Origin of the sequence: Variovorax sp. CCNWLW225, from assembly GCF_037204045.1 — a bacterium.
In the GTDB taxonomy this organism is placed as follows: domain Bacteria; phylum Pseudomonadota; class Gammaproteobacteria; order Burkholderiales; family Burkholderiaceae_C; genus Variovorax.
In genome coordinates, this window is sequence record NZ_JBBCBV010000001.1 from 570,703 (window position 1) to 586,671 (window position 15,969).

Annotated in this window: 14 protein-coding genes; all 14 read left to right on the forward strand. The window is 64.3% G+C overall.

Annotation, left to right across the window (positions count from 1 at the left end; translation table 11 throughout):
• Positions 1-170: 170 nt before the first annotated feature.
• The gene (gene gyrA, locus V9L20_RS02765; protein WP_337295405.1) at positions 171-2,816 is read left to right on the forward strand and encodes a DNA gyrase subunit A; all 2,646 of its coding nucleotides are present in this window, start codon (positions 171-173) and stop codon (positions 2,814-2,816) included.
• Positions 2,813-3,400 (forward strand): DUF2059 domain-containing protein, encoded by a 588-nt coding sequence (locus tag V9L20_RS02770; protein ID WP_258505055.1) that lies wholly within the window; start codon positions 2,813-2,815, stop codon positions 3,398-3,400. Before gyrA ends, V9L20_RS02770 begins: the two co-directional genes overlap by 4 nt.
• A gap of 1 nt (position 3,401) precedes the next feature.
• Positions 3,402-4,535, forward strand: a complete 1,134-nt coding sequence (serC, locus tag V9L20_RS02775) for a 3-phosphoserine/phosphohydroxythreonine transaminase (RefSeq protein ID WP_337295406.1) — start codon at positions 3,402-3,404, stop codon at positions 4,533-4,535.
• Between the two features lie 24 nt (positions 4,536-4,559).
• Positions 4,560-5,681, forward strand: a complete 1,122-nt coding sequence (gene pheA / locus V9L20_RS02780) for a prephenate dehydratase (protein ID WP_157613000.1) — start codon at positions 4,560-4,562, stop codon at positions 5,679-5,681.
• Positions 5,682-5,695: 14 nt separating this feature from the next.
• Positions 5,696-6,577 (forward strand): prephenate dehydrogenase, encoded by an 882-nt coding sequence (locus V9L20_RS02785; RefSeq protein WP_337295407.1) that lies wholly within the window; start codon positions 5,696-5,698, stop codon positions 6,575-6,577.
• 1 nt (position 6,578) lies between these two features.
• Positions 6,579-8,591, forward strand: coding sequence for a bifunctional 3-phosphoshikimate 1-carboxyvinyltransferase/cytidylate kinase (locus V9L20_RS02790; protein WP_337295408.1), 2,013 nt, complete (start codon positions 6,579-6,581; stop codon positions 8,589-8,591).
• A 204-nt stretch (positions 8,592-8,795) separates the two neighbouring features.
• Positions 8,796-10,484 carry a 30S ribosomal protein S1 gene (rpsA, locus tag V9L20_RS02795; protein ID WP_126747498.1) on the forward strand — a complete coding sequence of 563 codons (1,689 nt, stop codon included), beginning with the start codon at positions 8,796-8,798 and terminating at the stop codon, positions 10,482-10,484.
• 71 nt (positions 10,485-10,555) lie between these two features.
• Positions 10,556-10,882, forward strand: a complete 327-nt coding sequence (locus V9L20_RS02800) for an integration host factor subunit beta (RefSeq protein WP_258505049.1) — start codon at positions 10,556-10,558, stop codon at positions 10,880-10,882.
• A gap of 49 nt (positions 10,883-10,931) precedes the next feature.
• Positions 10,932-11,273: a LapA family protein gene (locus V9L20_RS02805; RefSeq protein ID WP_337295409.1), complete on the forward strand. Its 342-nt coding sequence runs from the start codon at positions 10,932-10,934 to the stop codon at positions 11,271-11,273.
• Positions 11,263-12,441, forward strand: a complete 1,179-nt coding sequence (lapB, locus tag V9L20_RS02810; protein WP_258505046.1) for a lipopolysaccharide assembly protein LapB — start codon at positions 11,263-11,265, stop codon at positions 12,439-12,441. The genes V9L20_RS02805 and lapB overlap by 11 nt, the downstream gene beginning before the upstream one ends.
• A 146-nt stretch (positions 12,442-12,587) precedes the next feature.
• A complete protein-coding gene (locus V9L20_RS02815) occupies positions 12,588-12,953 on the forward strand; it encodes a ComEA family DNA-binding protein (RefSeq protein WP_337295410.1) in 366 nt (121 codons plus the stop codon).
• A 215-nt stretch (positions 12,954-13,168) separates the two neighbouring features.
• Positions 13,169-14,137 (forward strand): TRAP transporter substrate-binding protein, encoded by a 969-nt coding sequence (locus V9L20_RS02820; protein WP_258505043.1) that lies wholly within the window; start codon positions 13,169-13,171, stop codon positions 14,135-14,137.
• A 21-nt stretch (positions 14,138-14,158) separates the two neighbouring features.
• The gene (locus V9L20_RS02825; RefSeq protein WP_337295411.1) at positions 14,159-14,668 is read left to right on the forward strand and encodes a TRAP transporter small permease; all 510 of its coding nucleotides are present in this window, start codon (positions 14,159-14,161) and stop codon (positions 14,666-14,668) included.
• Complete coding sequence (locus tag V9L20_RS02830; protein WP_337295412.1) at positions 14,661-15,962, forward strand: TRAP transporter large permease; 1,302 nt, start codon at positions 14,661-14,663, stop codon at positions 15,960-15,962. The genes V9L20_RS02825 and V9L20_RS02830 overlap by 8 nt, the downstream gene beginning before the upstream one ends.
• Positions 15,963-15,969: the final 7 nt, after the last annotated feature.

The following is a 15,969-nucleotide window of genomic DNA, read 5'->3' on the forward strand; positions in this document are numbered from 1 at the left end:
AAGTGACCACCACCCAAAACGTTGAGGCGATTGTGCCATAGGGTCTTTGGCAAACAGCCCGCAGCGCCTCCCGGAAGCGTAGGACGGAGGCGGAATAGCGGCCTTGTGTTGCGGCGGTACGACACCCCTCACAGCGTAAAATTCCGCCTTCTGCCGCCAGCCTCTCGCTCATGACCTCCTTCGCCAAAGAAACCCTGCCCATCAGTCTTGAAGAGGAAATGCGCAGCAGCTATCTCGATTACGCCATGAGCGTGATCGTGGGCCGAGCGCTTCCCGACGCCCGCGACGGCCTCAAGCCCGTGCACCGGCGCGTGCTGTACGCCATGCACGAGCTCAACAACGACTGGAACCGTGCATATAAGAAGTCCGCCCGCATCGTGGGCGACGTGATCGGTAAGTACCACCCGCACGGCGACCAGTCGGTCTACGACACCATCGTGCGGCTGGCGCAGGACTTTTCCATGCGCCATATGCTGGTGGACGGACAAGGTAACTTCGGCTCGGTCGACGGAGACAACGCGGCCGCAATGCGGTATACGGAAATCCGGCTTGCCAAAATTGCGCACGAAATGCTGGCCGATATCGACAAGGAAACGGTCGATTTTCAAGACAATTACGACGGTTCCGAAAAAGAACCCAAGGTCCTGCCGAGCAAACTGCCTAATTTGCTGGTGAATGGCTCCGGCGGTATTGCGGTGGGCATGGCCACCAATATTCCGCCGCACAATCTCAATGAGGTGGTGGACGCCTGCCTGCACATGCTGCGCAATCCGCAGGCCACCATCGACGAGCTGATGGAAATCGTGCCGGCGCCCGACTTCCCCACCGCCGGCATCATCTACGGCATCAATGGCGTGAGAGACGGCTACCGCACCGGCCGCGGCAAGGTGGTCATGCGCGCCAAGTGCCACTTCGAGGACATCGACCGCGGCCAACGCCAGGCGATCATCGTCGACGAGCTCCCCTACCAGGTCAACAAGAAGACGCTGCAGGAGCGCATGGCCGAGCTGGTGCACGAGAAGAAGATCGAAGGCATCAGCCACATCCAGGACGAGTCCGACAAGTCGGGCATGCGCCTTGTCATCGAGCTCAAGCGCGGCGAAGTACCCGAAGTGGTGCTCAACAACCTCTACAAGCAGACGCAGCTGCAGGACACCTTCGGCATCAACATGGTGGCGCTGGTCGACGGCCAGCCCAAGCTGTGCAACCTGAAGGACCTGATCGAGGTCTTCCTGCAGCACCGCCGCGAAGTGGTCACGCGCCGCACCGTGTTCACGCTGCGCAAGGCCCGCGAACGCGGCCACGTGCTCGAAGGCCTGGCGGTGGCGCTGGCCAACATCGACGAGTTCATCTCGATCATCCGCAACGCGCCGACGCCGCCCGTTGCCAAGGCCGAGCTCATGACCCGCAGCTGGGACAGCAAGCTGGTGCGCGAGATGCTCACGCGTTCACGCGCCGACGGCGGCGTGGTCAATGCCGACGACTACCGGCCGGAAGGCCTCGAGCGCGAATTCGGCATGGGCTCCGACGGCCTCTATCGCCTGTCGGAAACCCAGGCGCAAGAAATCCTGCAAATGCGCCTGCAACGCCTCACCGGCCTCGAGCAGGACAAGATCGTTGCCGAATACAAGGAGGTCATGGCCGAGATCGACGACCTGCTCGACATCCTTGCCAAGCCTGAACGCGTCTCGGTCATCATTGGTGAAGAGCTTGGCACCATCAAGCAGGAGTTCGGCCAATCGAAGCTCGGCGCGCGCCGCAGCCTGGTCGAGCACAGCGCCTACGATCTCTCGACCGAAGACCTGATCACGCCCACCGACATGGTGGTCACGCTTTCACACAGCGGCTACATCAAGAGCCAGCCGTTGAACGAGTACCGCGCGCAAAAGCGCGGCGGGCGCGGCAAGCAGGCCACCGTGACCAAGGAAGACGACTGGATCGACCAGCTCTTCATCGCCAATACGCACGACTACATCCTGTGCTTCTCCAACCGCGGCCGGCTGTACTGGCTCAAGGTGTGGGAAGTGCCCGCGGGCTCCCGCGGATCGCGCGGGCGGCCCATCGTCAACATGTTTCCGCTGCAAGAGGGCGAGAAGATCAACGTGGCGCTCGCGCTCACCGGCGAAAAGCGCAACTTCCCGGCCGACCAGTACGTGTTCATGGCCACCTCGATGGGTACGGTCAAGAAGACCACGCTCGACGAATTCAACAACCCCCGCAAGGGCGGCATCATTGCCGTGAACCTCGATGAAGGCGACTACCTCATCGGCGCGGCGCTCACCGACGGCAAGCACGACGTGATGCTGTTCAGCGACGGCGGCAAGGCCGTGCGCTTCGACGAAGAAGACGTGCGTCCGCTGGGCCGCAACGCGCGCGGCGTGCGCGGCATGTCGCTCGACCCTGGACAAGGCGTCATCGCCATGCTGGTGGCCGAGGACGAGCAGCAAAGCGTGCTCACCGCCACCGAAAATGGTTACGGAAAGCGTACAAGCATTACCGAGTACACGCGTCATGGCCGCGGAACCAAAGGCATGATTGCGATTCAACAGAGTGAGCGCAACGGCAAGGTCGTTGCCGCCACCCTCGTGCATGCGGACGATGAGATCATGCTCATCACCGACAAGGGCGTGCTTGTGCGCACCCGGGTTGCCGAGATTCGTGAACTAGGTCGCGCAACGCAAGGCGTCACGCTGATCGGGCTCGACGAAGGCGCCAAACTAAGCGGGCTACAGCGTATCGTCGAGAACGACGCCAACGGCGAGATCGAGCCGGGCGCAGACGATACTTCCATATCTTCAACGGAGAACCCTCAGTGAAAAAATTCAAGCTCGCACTTCTGACTGTCGCCCTGGCTGGCAGCTCGATGGCCGCCATGGCCCAGGACAAAGCTGCGCTCATCAAGCAGTTCATCGACGTGCAGCGCCCCGGCATCGAGTCGTTGGCACGCGGCCTGGTCGAGCAATCGAGCTCTCCAATTGCGCAAGCCGGCTCCCAGTACCTGCAAACGCAGGTGCCCGAAGCCAAGCGTGAATCGGCTGCCAAGGCCGCCGACGCCGAACTCAAGAAGTACTTCGACGACGCCTACCCGATCGTGCGCGACAAGGCCGTGCAACTGGCACCCGTTGCCCTGACCCCGCTGCTCGAGCAGAACTTCACCGAAGACGAACTCAAGCAGCTGCTGGCCTGGATCAACTCGCCGCTCAGCAAGAAGTATCAGGAACTCAACCCCAAGATGCAGACCGCGCTGACCGAAAAGCTCGTGACCGAAACGCGCGCCACCATCGAACCGAAGATGCGCGCGCTCGACGAAAACGTGGCCAAGGCACTGGGTGCACCCACCGGCGGCCAGCAAGGCGCCGCTCCCGCCAAGGCCCCGGCCAAGGCTCCCGCCAAGAAGTGACGTGACTCAGCAGCAGCCCAAGCCGGTCGGCACGCGTCCATTCAATTTTTCCGCAGGTCCGGCCGCCATGCCGGAGGCGGTGCTGCAACGCGCCGCCTCCGAAATGCTCGACTGGCAGGGCAGCGGCATGAGCGTGATGGAAATGAGCCATCGCGGCAAGGAGTTCGGTGCGATCTGCACCCAGGCCGAAGCCGACATCCGCACGCTGCTGGCTGTACCCGAGAACTTCCACATCCTGTTCATGCAGGGTGGCGGGCTGGGCGAAAACGCCATCGTGCCGATGAACCTGTCGCGCGGTAAAACCGCCGACTTCGTGATCACCGGCAGTTGGAGCATCAAGTCCCAGAAAGAAGCGCAGCGCTATTGCACTGCGCACGTCGCCGCAAGTAACGCAGGCGACCATCACACCAGGCTGCCAGATCCCTCGACCTGGCAGCTGAGCCAAGACGCCTCGTACGTGCACCTGTGCACCAACGAGACGATCAACGGCATCGAGTTCCAGCAGCTGCCCGATCTTGCGGCCCTTGGCAGCAACGCGCCGCTGGTCATCGATTTTTCGTCTCACGTGGCCTCGCGCAGCGTCGACTGGAGCCGCGTCGGCCTTGCATTCGGCGGCGCGCAAAAGAACCTCGGGCCGGCCGGCCTCACGCTCGTCATCGTGCGCGACGACCTGCTCGGCCATGCGCTCGAAATCTGCCCGAGTGCGTTCAACTACAAGATCGTGGCCGACAACAAGTCCATGTACAACACCCCGCCGACGTGGGGCATCTACATGGCCGGGCTCACTTTCCAGTGGCTGCTGCAGCAGACCGAAGGCGCGCTCACGGGCGTGGCCGCCATCGAACAGCGCAACATCGCCAAGGCGAGCCTGCTGTACGGGTTCATCGACGCGTCTTCGTTCTACGTGAACAAGATCGACCCGAGTTGCCGCTCGCGCATGAACGTGCCCTTTTTCCTGGCCGATGAAAGCCGCAACGACGCCTTTCTGGCGGGCGCCCGGGAAGCCGGCCTGCTGCAGCTCAAGGGCCACAAGTCGGTCGGCGGCATGCGTGCGAGCATCTACAACGCCATGCCGCTGGAAGGCGTACAGGCACTTGTGAGCTACATGCGAGAATTCGAGCGATCGCATGCCTAGGCGCATGCCCAGCTGCTCGCACCGATGACCGCCTCCGCTCCAACACCGCCCTCTTCTCCCGACAACTCCGAAAGCCTTGCCGGTCTGCGCGTGCAGATCGATTCGCTCGACCAGCAACTGCTCAGCCTGCTCAACGAGCGGGCCCATGTGGCAGAGCTGGTCGGCGAGGTCAAGAAGCGCGAAGGCACGCCGTTTTTCCGCCCCGATCGCGTGGCGCAAGTCATCGAGAAGATGCAAAAGAGCAATGCAGGCCCGCTCAAGGACCTGCATGTGGCTGCCATCTGGCGCGAGATCATGTCGGCCTGCCTGGCGCTCGAATCGCCGCAGCGCGTTGCCGTGCTGGGCCCCGAGGGCACCTTCTGCGAGCAGGCCGCCATCGAATACTTCGGCGGTGCCGCCGACCTCATCTATTGCGCCAGCTTCGACGAGGTGTTTCATGCCACGGCGGCCGGCAGCGCCCAATACGGCGTGGTGGGCGTCGAAAACTCGACCGAAGGCGTGGTCACACGTTCGCTCGACCTGTTCCTGCATTCGCCCACCCACGTGGTCGGCGAGGTCAGCCTGCTGGTGCGGCACCATCTTTTGCGCAGCAGCAACACGCTCGACGGGGTGGAAGCGGTGCTCGCCCATCCGCAAGCGCTTGCGCAGTGCCAGACCTGGCTTTCGAAGCACCTGCCCAACGCCGAGCGGCGGGCGGTCTCAAGCAACGCCGAAGGCGCGCGGCTCGCGGCGACGAACCCGGCCTGGGCTGCGCTGGCCGGTGAACGCGCCGCCACCCGCTTCGGCCTGCACATCGTTGCGCACGCCATCCAGGACGACTCGTACAACCGCACCCGCTTCTCCGTGATCTGCCTGCCCCAGACGCTCGCCATGCCGCCGGCATCGGGGCGCGATTGCACGAGCCTGATCGTTTCCGTACCCAACCGCCCCGGCGCCGTGCATGACCTGCTGGTGCCGCTGAAGCTCAACAACGTGTCCATGACCCGTTTCGAGTCGCGCCCCGCGCGCACCGGCCAGTGGGAGTACTACTTCTACATCGACCTCGACGGCCATCCTTCGCAGCCCAATGTGGCTGCGGCACTGGCCGAACTGCGCGGCCTCTGCGCCTTCTACAAGGTGCTTGGCGCCTATCCCGTCAAAGCCTGAGCCGGACGCGCACCATGTTCGAGCAATTGGGATTGATCGGCTGCGGCCTCATGGGCGGCTCCTTTGCGCTTGCGCTCAAGCGCGCAAAGCTTGTGAAACGGGTCGTCGGCTACAGCAAGTCGCCTTCCACCACCGAGCGGGCCCGCCAGCTCGGCGTGATCGACGTGGTGGCGCCCTCGGCGCTGCTCGCGGTCTCAGGGGCAGACCTGGTGCTGCTCGCGGTGCCGGTGGCTGCGTCGGAAGCCACCTTCAGGGCCATCCGCCACGGGATGTCGAGCGATACGCTGGTCATGGACGTCGGTTCGACCAAGGGCGACGTGATCGAAGCCGCGCGCAATGGCCTGCAAAGCCAGTTCGCCAACTTCGTTCCGGCCCACCCGATCGCCGGCAAGGAGGTGTCGGGCATCGAACATGCCGAGGCCTCGCTTTACACCGGTCGCAAGGTCGTGCTGACGCCCGTCAAGGCTACGCTGCGTTCCAACGTGCAACGGGCTTCGCAGCTCTGGAGCGGCATCGGCGCCAACGTGGTCACCATGACGCACGAAGAGCACGACAGTGCCTTCGCCGCCGTGAGTCATTTGCCGCACCTGCTGGCCTTTGCCTATGTCAACGCCCTTATCGCGCAGCCGCAGGGCGACCGCTTCCTGAGCCTTGCCGGGCCGGGTTTTCGCGATTTTTCTCGCATTGCGGCCAGCGACCCGGTGATGTGGCGCGACGTGCTGCTCGCCAACCGCGAGCAGGTGCTGCTGCAGTCGCAGGCCTTCCGCAAGGCACTGCTCGACCTCGAAGCGCTGATGGGCGCCGCCGACGCCCAGGCGCTGGAACAGTCGATTGCCGCCGCGAAAAAGGCGCGCGCCGCCTGGCAGCCCAACACCGACGCCTCCCAGGACTCCTGACATGTTCTCGACGGCATTCCTCGACATTCCCCCGCTGGCCGCGGCTGCGGGCACCGTTCAGCTGCCGGGCTCCAAGAGCATTACGAACCGCGTGCTGCTGTTGGCCGCGCTCGCGAGCGGCACCACCACCATCCACGACCTGCTCGACTCCGACGACACCCGCGTGATGCTCGATGCGCTGCGCGCGCTCGGCTGCGGCATCGACGCCGCGGGCAGCACGCTGCGTGTGACCGGCATCGGCGGGCAACTGAAGTCCAAGGGCAAGCTGCTTCCGCTTTTCCTCGGCAACGCCGGCACCGCGATGCGCCCGCTGACCGCGGCCCTGTCGCTGCTCGGCGGTGATTTCGAACTGAGCGGCGTCCCGCGCATGCATGAGCGGCCGATCGGCGATCTGGTCGATGCGCTGACCCAGCTCGGCTGCCGCATCGATTACCTCGGCAACCCTGGCTACCCGCCGCTGCGCATCAGCCCGGTCGATCACGGCGCGCTGGTGCTCGATGTGCCCATTCGCGTACGGGGCGACGTGTCGAGCCAGTTTCTCACCGCCCTGCTGCTGGCACTGCCGCTCGCCGCCCGCAAGGACATCGTCATCGAGGTGGTGGGCGAACTCATCTCCAAGCCGTACATCGAGATCACGCTGAACCTGCTCGCGCGCTTCGGCATCACGGTGCGGCGCGACGGCTGGGAGCGCTTCACCATTCCGGCCGGCAGCAGCTACAGCTCGCCGGGCGATATCCACGTCGAGGCCGACGCGTCCTCCGCCAGCTATTTCATAGCGCTCGGGGCCATTGCCGCCGGCAGTTCGGGCGGCGACGGCCTCCGGATCGAAGGCGTCGGCGCAGATTCGATCCAGGGCGACATCCGCTTCATCGACGCGGCCCGGCAAATGGGCGCGCAGGTCGACAGCGGGCCCAACTGGCTCGAAGTGCGCCGCGGCGCCTGGCCGCTCAAGGCCATCGACCTGGACGCGAACCATATTCCCGATGCCGCGATGACGCTGGCCGTGATGGCGCTCTATGCCGACGGCCCGAGCACCTTGCGCAACATTGCGAGCTGGCGGGTCAAGGAAACCGATCGCATCGACGCCATGGCCAACGAGCTGAGAAAGCTTGGCGGCACCGTTGAATCCGGCCCCGATTTCATCCGGGTGCATCCGCTCGCGCCGGCCGATTGGCAGGCTGCCGCTATCCGCACCTACGACGACCATCGCGTGGCGATGTGCTTCTCGCTCGCGGCGTTCAACCCGGCCCGGGTACCGGTGCGCATTCTCGAGCCGCATTGCGTCGCCAAGACCTTTCCGGACTACTTCGAAACCCTGTTCTCGGTTGCCGAGGCCACGGAAATACCCGTGATCTGCATCGACGGTCCCACCGCCTCGGGCAAGGGCACCCTCGCCGCCGAGGTGGCGCGCCTGCTGGGCTACCACTACCTGGATTCCGGCTCGCTCTATCGCGTCACCGGACTGGCCATGCGGCGCGCCGGGCTCAGCGCCGATTCGCAGCACGAAGCGCAGATTGCCGCCATGGCGCGCACCCTGCCCCTGCACTTTGCCGAGGGCAAGGTCTTGCTGGCCGGCGAAGATGTGAGCGATGAAATCCGCACCGAAGCCGCGGGCATGGACGCCTCGCGCGTTTCCACGCTTCCCGCGGTGCGCGAGGCACTTTTGGCCCTGCAGCAGCGGTTTCGGCAGCTTCCCGGCCTAGTGGCCGACGGGCGCGACATGGGCACCGTGATCTTCCCCGATGCAGAGCTCAAGGTGTTCCTGACGGCCAGCGCCGCCCAGCGGGCCGAGCGCCGGCATAAGCAGTTGATTTCAAAGGGTATTTCGACTACACTTGACAGTCTTCGCTCCGACTTGGAAGCGCGCGACGCCAGGGACTCGTCCCGCAGCGTTGCACCTCTCAAGCCGGCGCAGGATGCGCGCCACCTCGACAACTCCCAGCTGTCCATCGAACAATCGATCGATACGGTGTTGAACTGGTGGCAGCAAGTACAGCCTTTCAAGTCCGCTTGAAGGCTCGCGCCAGCCGGGTGTTCCGGGTGGCGCATACCGCTCCAGCAGGCTCTTCTCGCGCGACAGCGCACCGGCCGGCTGGTTGTTCAACCAACCCGGGTTTATATCCAAAAAGCCCACAAAACCGCCGTCTCCAGACCTACAGCAGCCGCACGCAATTTCGCATGAGCGCCTGCCAACCCTGCCTGACGGAAGGAACCATAAATGTCTGAATCTTTTGCCGACCTATTCGAAGAGTCCCTGAAGCGTTCCGAAATGCGCACCGGCGAGGTCATCACGGCCGAAGTCGTGCGTGTCGAACACAACCACGTCGTCGTCAACGCCGGCCTCAAGTCCGAAGCGTACGTGCCGATCGAGGAGTTCAAGAACGACAAGGGCGAACTCGAAGTCCAGGCCGGCGATTTCGTTTCCGTTGCCATCGGCAGCGTTGAAAACGGCTACGGCGACACCATCCTCTCGCGCGACACCGCCAAGCGTCTGGCCTCGTGGCTCGCGCTCGAGAAGGCCCTGGAATCCGGCGACTTCGTCACCGGCACCACCAGCGGCAAGGTCAAGGGCGGCCTCACGGTGCTCGTCAACGGCATCCGCGCATTCCTGCCGGGCTCGCTGATCGATACGCGTCCGATCAAGGATCTGACGCCGTACGAAAACAAGACCATGGAATTCAAGGTCATCAAGCTCGACCGCAAGCGCAACAATGTCGTGTTGTCGCGCCGTGCCGTGGTCGAAGCCAGCATGGGCGAAGAGCGCGCCAAGCTGATGGAAACCCTGAAGGAAGGCGCAGTCGTGCGCGGTGTCGTCAAGAACATCACCGAATACGGTGCGTTCGTCGACCTCGGCGGCATCGACGGCCTGCTGCACATCACCGACATGGCATGGCGCCGCGTCCGCCACCCGAGCGAAGTCGTTCAGGCCGGCCAGGAAATCACCGCCAAGATCCTTAAGTTCGACACCGAGAAGAACCGTGTCTCGCTGGGTCTCAAGCAAATGGGCGACGACCCATGGATGGGCGTTTCGCGCCGCTACCCGCAATCGACCCGCCTGTTCGGCAAGGTCACGAACATTGCCGACTACGGCGCGTTCGTCGAACTCGAACCCGGCATCGAAGGCCTGGTGCACGTTTCCGAAATGGACTGGACCAACAAGAACATCGCTCCGAACAAGATCGTCTCGCTGGGCGACGAAGTCGAAGTCATGGTCCTCGAAATCGACGAAGACAAGCGCCGCATCAGCCTGGGCATGAAGCAGTGCAAGGCCAACCCGTGGCAAGAGTTCGCGCAAAACACCAAGCGCGGCGACCGCGTCAAGGGCCCGATCAAGTCCATCACCGACTTCGGCGTGTTCGTGGGTCTGGCTGCCGGCATCGACGGCCTGGTTCACCTCTCGGACCTCTCGTGGAACGAAGCTGGCGAAACCGCCGTTCGCAACTACAAGAAGGGCCAGGAAGTCGAAGCCATCGTGCTGGCAGTCGACGTCGACCGCGAGCGCATCAGCCTGGGCATCAAGCAGCTCGATAGCGACCCGTTCACCACGTTCACCACGGTGAACGACAAGGGCCAGATCGTGACCGGCAAGGTCAAGACGGTTGACGCCCGCGGCGCTGAAATCGACCTCGGCGAAGACATCCTCGGCTACCTGCGTGCTTCGGAAATCTCGCGCGACCGCGTGGAAGATGCCCGCAACGTGCTGAAGGAAGGCGACGAAGTCACTGCCATCGTGCTGAATGTGGATCGCAAGACCCGCAACATCCAGCTGTCGATCAAGCAGAAGGACATGGTCGACGAACAAGGCGCCATGGCCAACCTGAGCCAGCAGTCGGCACGCGAAAACGCGGGCACGACGAGCCTGGGCGCCCTGCTGCGCGCCAAGCTCGACAACAACGACAGCAAGTAAGCTGAGCCAGAAGACAGAGCAGGCCCTGGGGCCGCTCTGTCTTTTTTTTCGTCCACGTTTTTGTTTGGCCTATGACCCGCTCTGACCTCGTCGAAGAACTCGCAGCGCGCTTTGCGCAGCTGACGCACCGCGATGCCGAATACGCCGTCAAGACCATCCTCGACGCGATGAGCGACGCGCTGGTGCGCGGGCATCGCATCGAGATCCGCGGTTTCGGCAGCTTTTCGGTCAGCCGGCGTCCGCCGCGCATCGGCCGCAACCCGCGTTCGGGCGAAAGCGTTCAGATTCCCGAAAAGCGGGTGCCGCACTTCAAGCCGGGCAAGGCGCTGCGCGAAGCGGTCGATGCCAAGACCGCCGAACTCGGTGGCGGCAAGGAAGCCAGGAGCAGCAAGCCCTGATCCGCATGGATGATGCAAACGTAGAATGCTCCCGGCAACGGGAATGGCTATGAAATACCTCCTGTGGCTGCTCAAGGCAGCCATTTTTTTTACGCTTTTCGCCTTCGCGCTGAACAACCAGCACGACGCGACCGTCTATTTCTTCTTCGGCACCCACTGGCGCGCGCCGCTGGTGCTCGTCGTGCTCGCAGCCTTCGCCGGCGGACTCGTGGTGGGCGCGCTCGGCATGCTGCCCGGATGGTGGAAGCACCGCGCCGCCGCGGCAGCCCAGCAGCCCTCCGCGCCGCAGCACCCCCCCGCAACCGCGGGGTCGGCGATCGCCACCGCGCCAGCGCCGGCTCCCGCCATCTCCGCCACCGACCTTCCCGCCGTACGTCAACATGGACTTTGATCCCAGCTGGCTGCTGATCAGCCTGCCCGTCGCCTTTGTGCTGGGCTGGCTCGCATCGCGCTTCGACATCCGGCAGCTCAAGCTCGAAAACAGGCAAGCCCCGAAGGCCTATTTCCGCGGCCTCAACTTCCTGCTCAACGAGCAGCAGGACCAGGCCATCGACGCGTTCATAGAGGCCGTGCAGAACGACCCCGACACGCAGGAACTGCACTTTGCGCTCGGCAACCTGTTCCGCCGCCGCGGCGAATACCAGCGCGCCGTGCGTGTGCACGAGCACCTGCTGGGCCGCGGCGACCTGAGCCGCGCCGACCGGGAGCGCGCGCAGCACGCACTCGCGCAAGACTTCCTGCGCGCCGGCCTGCTCGATCGCGCCGAAGCCGCGCTTCAGAAGCTCGAAGGCACGCGCTACGAGAACGAAGCACGGCTGGCGCTGCTGGCCATCTACGAACGCTCGCGCGAATGGACCCAGGCCGCTGACGTGGCGCAGAAGCTCGATGAGTCCGACCAGGCAAGCTACAGCACGCGCCGGGCGCACCATCTGTGCGAACAGGCCGCCGAGCAGGTCGCGGCCGGCGACCTGGCCACGGCCAGCCGGCTGCTTTCCGAAGCCGTGGCACTGGCGCCGCAGGCACCGCGCCCGGCCATCGATTCGGCCACGCTGCAGTTGCGCAACGGCGAGGCAACCGCAGCCTTCGACACCCTGCTTGCCCTGAGCGACACCGCCCCGCTCGCGCTGCCGCTGTATGCGCCGGCGCTGCAGCAAGCCGCCGTTGCCGCGCACCGCGAAGGCGAAGCGCTCGCGCTGCTGCAACGGCGCTATGCCGATTCGCCGTCGATCGACGTTCTCGAGGCGCTGATGGCACTCGGCGGTTCGCCGACCGCGGCCGTTCCGGCGGCCGATGGCCAACCGCTCGCGCCGCGCGACGGCTACATCGCGCATCTCGCCCAGCAACCCTCTCTGGTCGCCGCATCGCGCTGGCTGGCCGGCGAGCGCTTCGAGCACGAGCAGTTCCACCCCCAAGTGCAGCGCGCGCTCGACCAGGCCACCCGTCCGCTCATGCGCTACCGCTGTGCCGCATGCGGCTTCGAGGCGCACCAGTACTTCTGGCACTGCCCCGGTTGCCAGGCCTGGGACAGCTATCCGCCGCGCCGCGTCGAAGAACTCTGAGCAACGTTCCGAACATGGTTCGGAACAATGGTCACCAGGGGCCTTGCGGCACGCAAGGCCGTCAACGCCCCTTCCCTGCATTCGTTGAACGCGAGCCGGCACCTCCGTCGGCAAACACTCAAATCAACAAATCAGGGAGTTCGATCATGTTCAAGAAAATCCTGGCCACCATGGCCATGCTGTTTGCGGTTGCCTCGTTCGCCGCTGTCGACGTCAACAAGGGCACTGCGGCCGATCTCGACGGCATCAAGGGCGTGGGCCCCGCAATGTCCAAGCGCATCCTCGACGCCCGCAAGGAAGGCGAGTTCAAGGACTGGCCCGACTTCATGCAGCGCATCAAGGGCGTGAAGGAAAAGAAGGCAGAAAAGTTGTCAGCCGAAGGCCTTACGGTCAACGGCCAGGCCTTCGGTGGCCAAGCCAGTGCACCGCCCCCCGCCAAGGCCGCCAAGGCGGAAACGGCAGCAAAGCCCGTGAAGGCCACCGCCGCCGACGCGAAGCCCGCCAAGCCCTGATCGCACACCCACCGTCTACCGGTCGGTGCCGCCCCTCGTGGCACCTCGGCAACGCGATAACCGAAGCCGCCGCAAGGCGGCTTTTTTTGTGCGCGCTGCAAAGGGAACAAGCGACCGTCGCGCGCGGCCGCGTGGCAGGGAAATGCCTCAGCGGTGGCCCGGAATTTGCACGTATGCTCGCTTTCGTTTTCACTTTCATACGTTCCGGAGCGCTCATGAATCACAAGTTCGGTATTGCCCTCGCTGGTCTCACCCTCGGCGCCGCAGCCTTCGCGCAGACCAAGTGGGATCTGCCCACCGCCTACCCGGCGAGCAACTTCCACACCGAGAACAACGTGCAGTTCGCCAGCGACGTCGACAAGGCCAGCGGCGGCAAGCTCAAGATCACGGTGCACGCCAACGCCTCGCTGTTCAAGGCGCCCGAAATCAAGCGCGCGGTCCAAGGAGGCCAGGCGCAACTCGGCGAGATCCTGCTGGTCAACTACCAGAACGAATGGCAGATGTTCGGTGCCGATGGCATCCCGTTCCTTGCCGACAGCTACGACGCCGCCTGGAAGCTGTACCAGGCGCAGAAGCCCGTGCTCGAGAAGAAGCTGGCCGAACAGGGCATCGTGCTGCTCTACGCAGTGGCCTGGCCGCCACAAGGCATCTTCGTGAAAAAGGAAATCGCCTCGGCCGCCGATCTCAAGGGCGTGAAGTGGCGCGCCTACAGCCCCGCCACCGCGCGCATCGGCGAACTCGTCGGCGCACAGCCGGTCACCGTGCAGCAGGCTGAACTGTCGCAAGCCATGGCCACCGGCGTGATCGAGTCGTACATGTCGTCCGGCTCCACCGGCTATGACACCAAGACCTACGAGTACATCAAGAACTTCTACGACACGCAGGCCTGGCTGCCGAAGAACGCGCTGCTCATGAACAAGAAGGCCTTCGACGCGCTCGACAAGCCCACGCAGGACGCCGTATTGAAGGCGGCCGCCGATGCAGAGAAGCGCGGCTGGGAAGTTTCGAAGAAGAAGAACATCGAGTACCTCGACCTGCTCAAGAAGAACGGCATGACGGTTCACGTACCTTCCGCCGCGCTCAAGTCCGACATGAAGAAGGTCGGCGACACCATGCTCAAGGAGTGGATCGAAAAGGCCGGCCCCGACGGCCAGGCGGTGGTCGACGCCTACAAGAAGATGTGACGCATCGCCGAACAGCTTGCGATGCGAAAGACACTCGATTTCCTCTACAACAGCGCCGCCGCCCTGGCGGCGCTTTTCATGATCGGCCTGCTGGTGATGGTGCTGCTCTCCATCATCGGCCGGCAGCTTCATTTCAACATTCCGGGCATCGATGCCTATGCGGGGTACCTGATGGCCGGCGCCGGTTTTCTTGCACTCGCGCACACGCTCAAGCGCGGCGAGCATATTCGCGTGACCCTGGTGCTGCAGAACCTGCCTCCGTCCGCACAGCGCTGGCTCGAACGCTGGGCCATGGGCGCGGGCGCCCTGCTCGCGTTGCTGTTCGCGTGGTACAGCGTGCGGCTGGTGTATCAGTCCCACGACTTTCACGACATTTCCACCGGCAACGACGCCACCCCGCTGTGGCTGCCGCAGCTCTCGATGGCAGTCGGCGCGCTGGTGTTCGCCATTGCAGCCTTCGACGAGTTCGTGATCGAGTGGCGCGGAAGACCGGCCAAGCCGGTCGAAACGGAGGCCCTGCGCCATGAGTGACATTGCCGTTGCAGGCCTGCTGATTGCCGCGCTCTTCCTGATCCTTGGCAGCGGTGTGTGGATCGGCCTCACGCTCTCCGGCGTGGCATGGATCGCCATGCAGGTTTTCTCATCGCGCGCCGCGGGCGATGCCATGGCGGTAACCATCTGGGGTTCGGCCTCGAGCTGGACACTCACCGCGCTGCCGCTTTTCATATGGATGGGCGAGATCCTGTTCCGCACGCGGCTCTCGCAGGACATGTTCAAGGGTCTCGCACCCTGGATGCAAAGCCTGCCGGGCCGGTTGCTGCATACCAACGTGGTGGGCTGCGCCGTGTTCGCAGCGGTGTCGGGCTCGAGCGCCGCCACCTGCGCCACCATCGGCAAGATGAGCCTGCCCGAGCTCAAGCGCCGCGGCTACCCCGACGACATGGTCATCGGCACGCTGGCCGGGGCCGGCACGCTGGGGCTCTTGATCCCGCCCTCGATCATCATGATCGTCTACGGCGTCAGCGCCGATGTGTCCATCGCACGCCTGTTCATCGCAGGCGTGATCCCCGGCATCCTGCTCGCGCTGCTGTTCTCGGGGTACATCGTTTTCTGGTCGCTGCGCCATCCCGACCGCATTCCGCCGGCCGATGCCAAGCTGCCCTTCGTCGAGAAGTTGCGGGCCTCGCTGTCGCTGATCCCGGTTGCGCTGCTGATCCTGTCGGTGCTCGGCTCCATCTATGCAGGCATTGCCACTGCCACCGAAGCGGCGGCGGTGGGCGTGGTGGGCGCCATGATCATCTCGGCCGCGCAGGGTTCGCTGAGCTGGCACAGCTTCAAGGAAGCGCTGCTCGGCGCCACGCGGCTCTACTGCATGATGGCGCTGATTCTCGCGGGCGCGGCCTTTCTCACGCTCGCCATGGGCTACATCGGTCTGCCGCGCCACCTGGCCGAATGGATTGGCTCGCTCGGGCTCTCGAAGTTCCAGCTGATCGTGATGCTGGCGGCGTTCTACGTGGTACTGGGATGTTTTCTCGACGGCATCTCGATGGTGGTGCTCACCATGGGCGTCATCATGCCGACGGTTACCGCCGCCGGCATCGATCCGATCTGGTTCGGCATCTTCATCGTGCTGGTGGTCGAGATGGCGCAGATCACGCCGCCCGTGGGCTTCAACCTGTTCGTGCTGCAAGGCATGACGGGAAAAGACCTGCTCTACATCGCCCGCGTCACGCTGCCGATGTTCTTCCTGATGGTGGCGGCCGTGCTCATCATCTACTTCGTGCCGCAACTGGTCACCTGGCTGCCTCAGCAAATGGCGCCATGAACAGGGA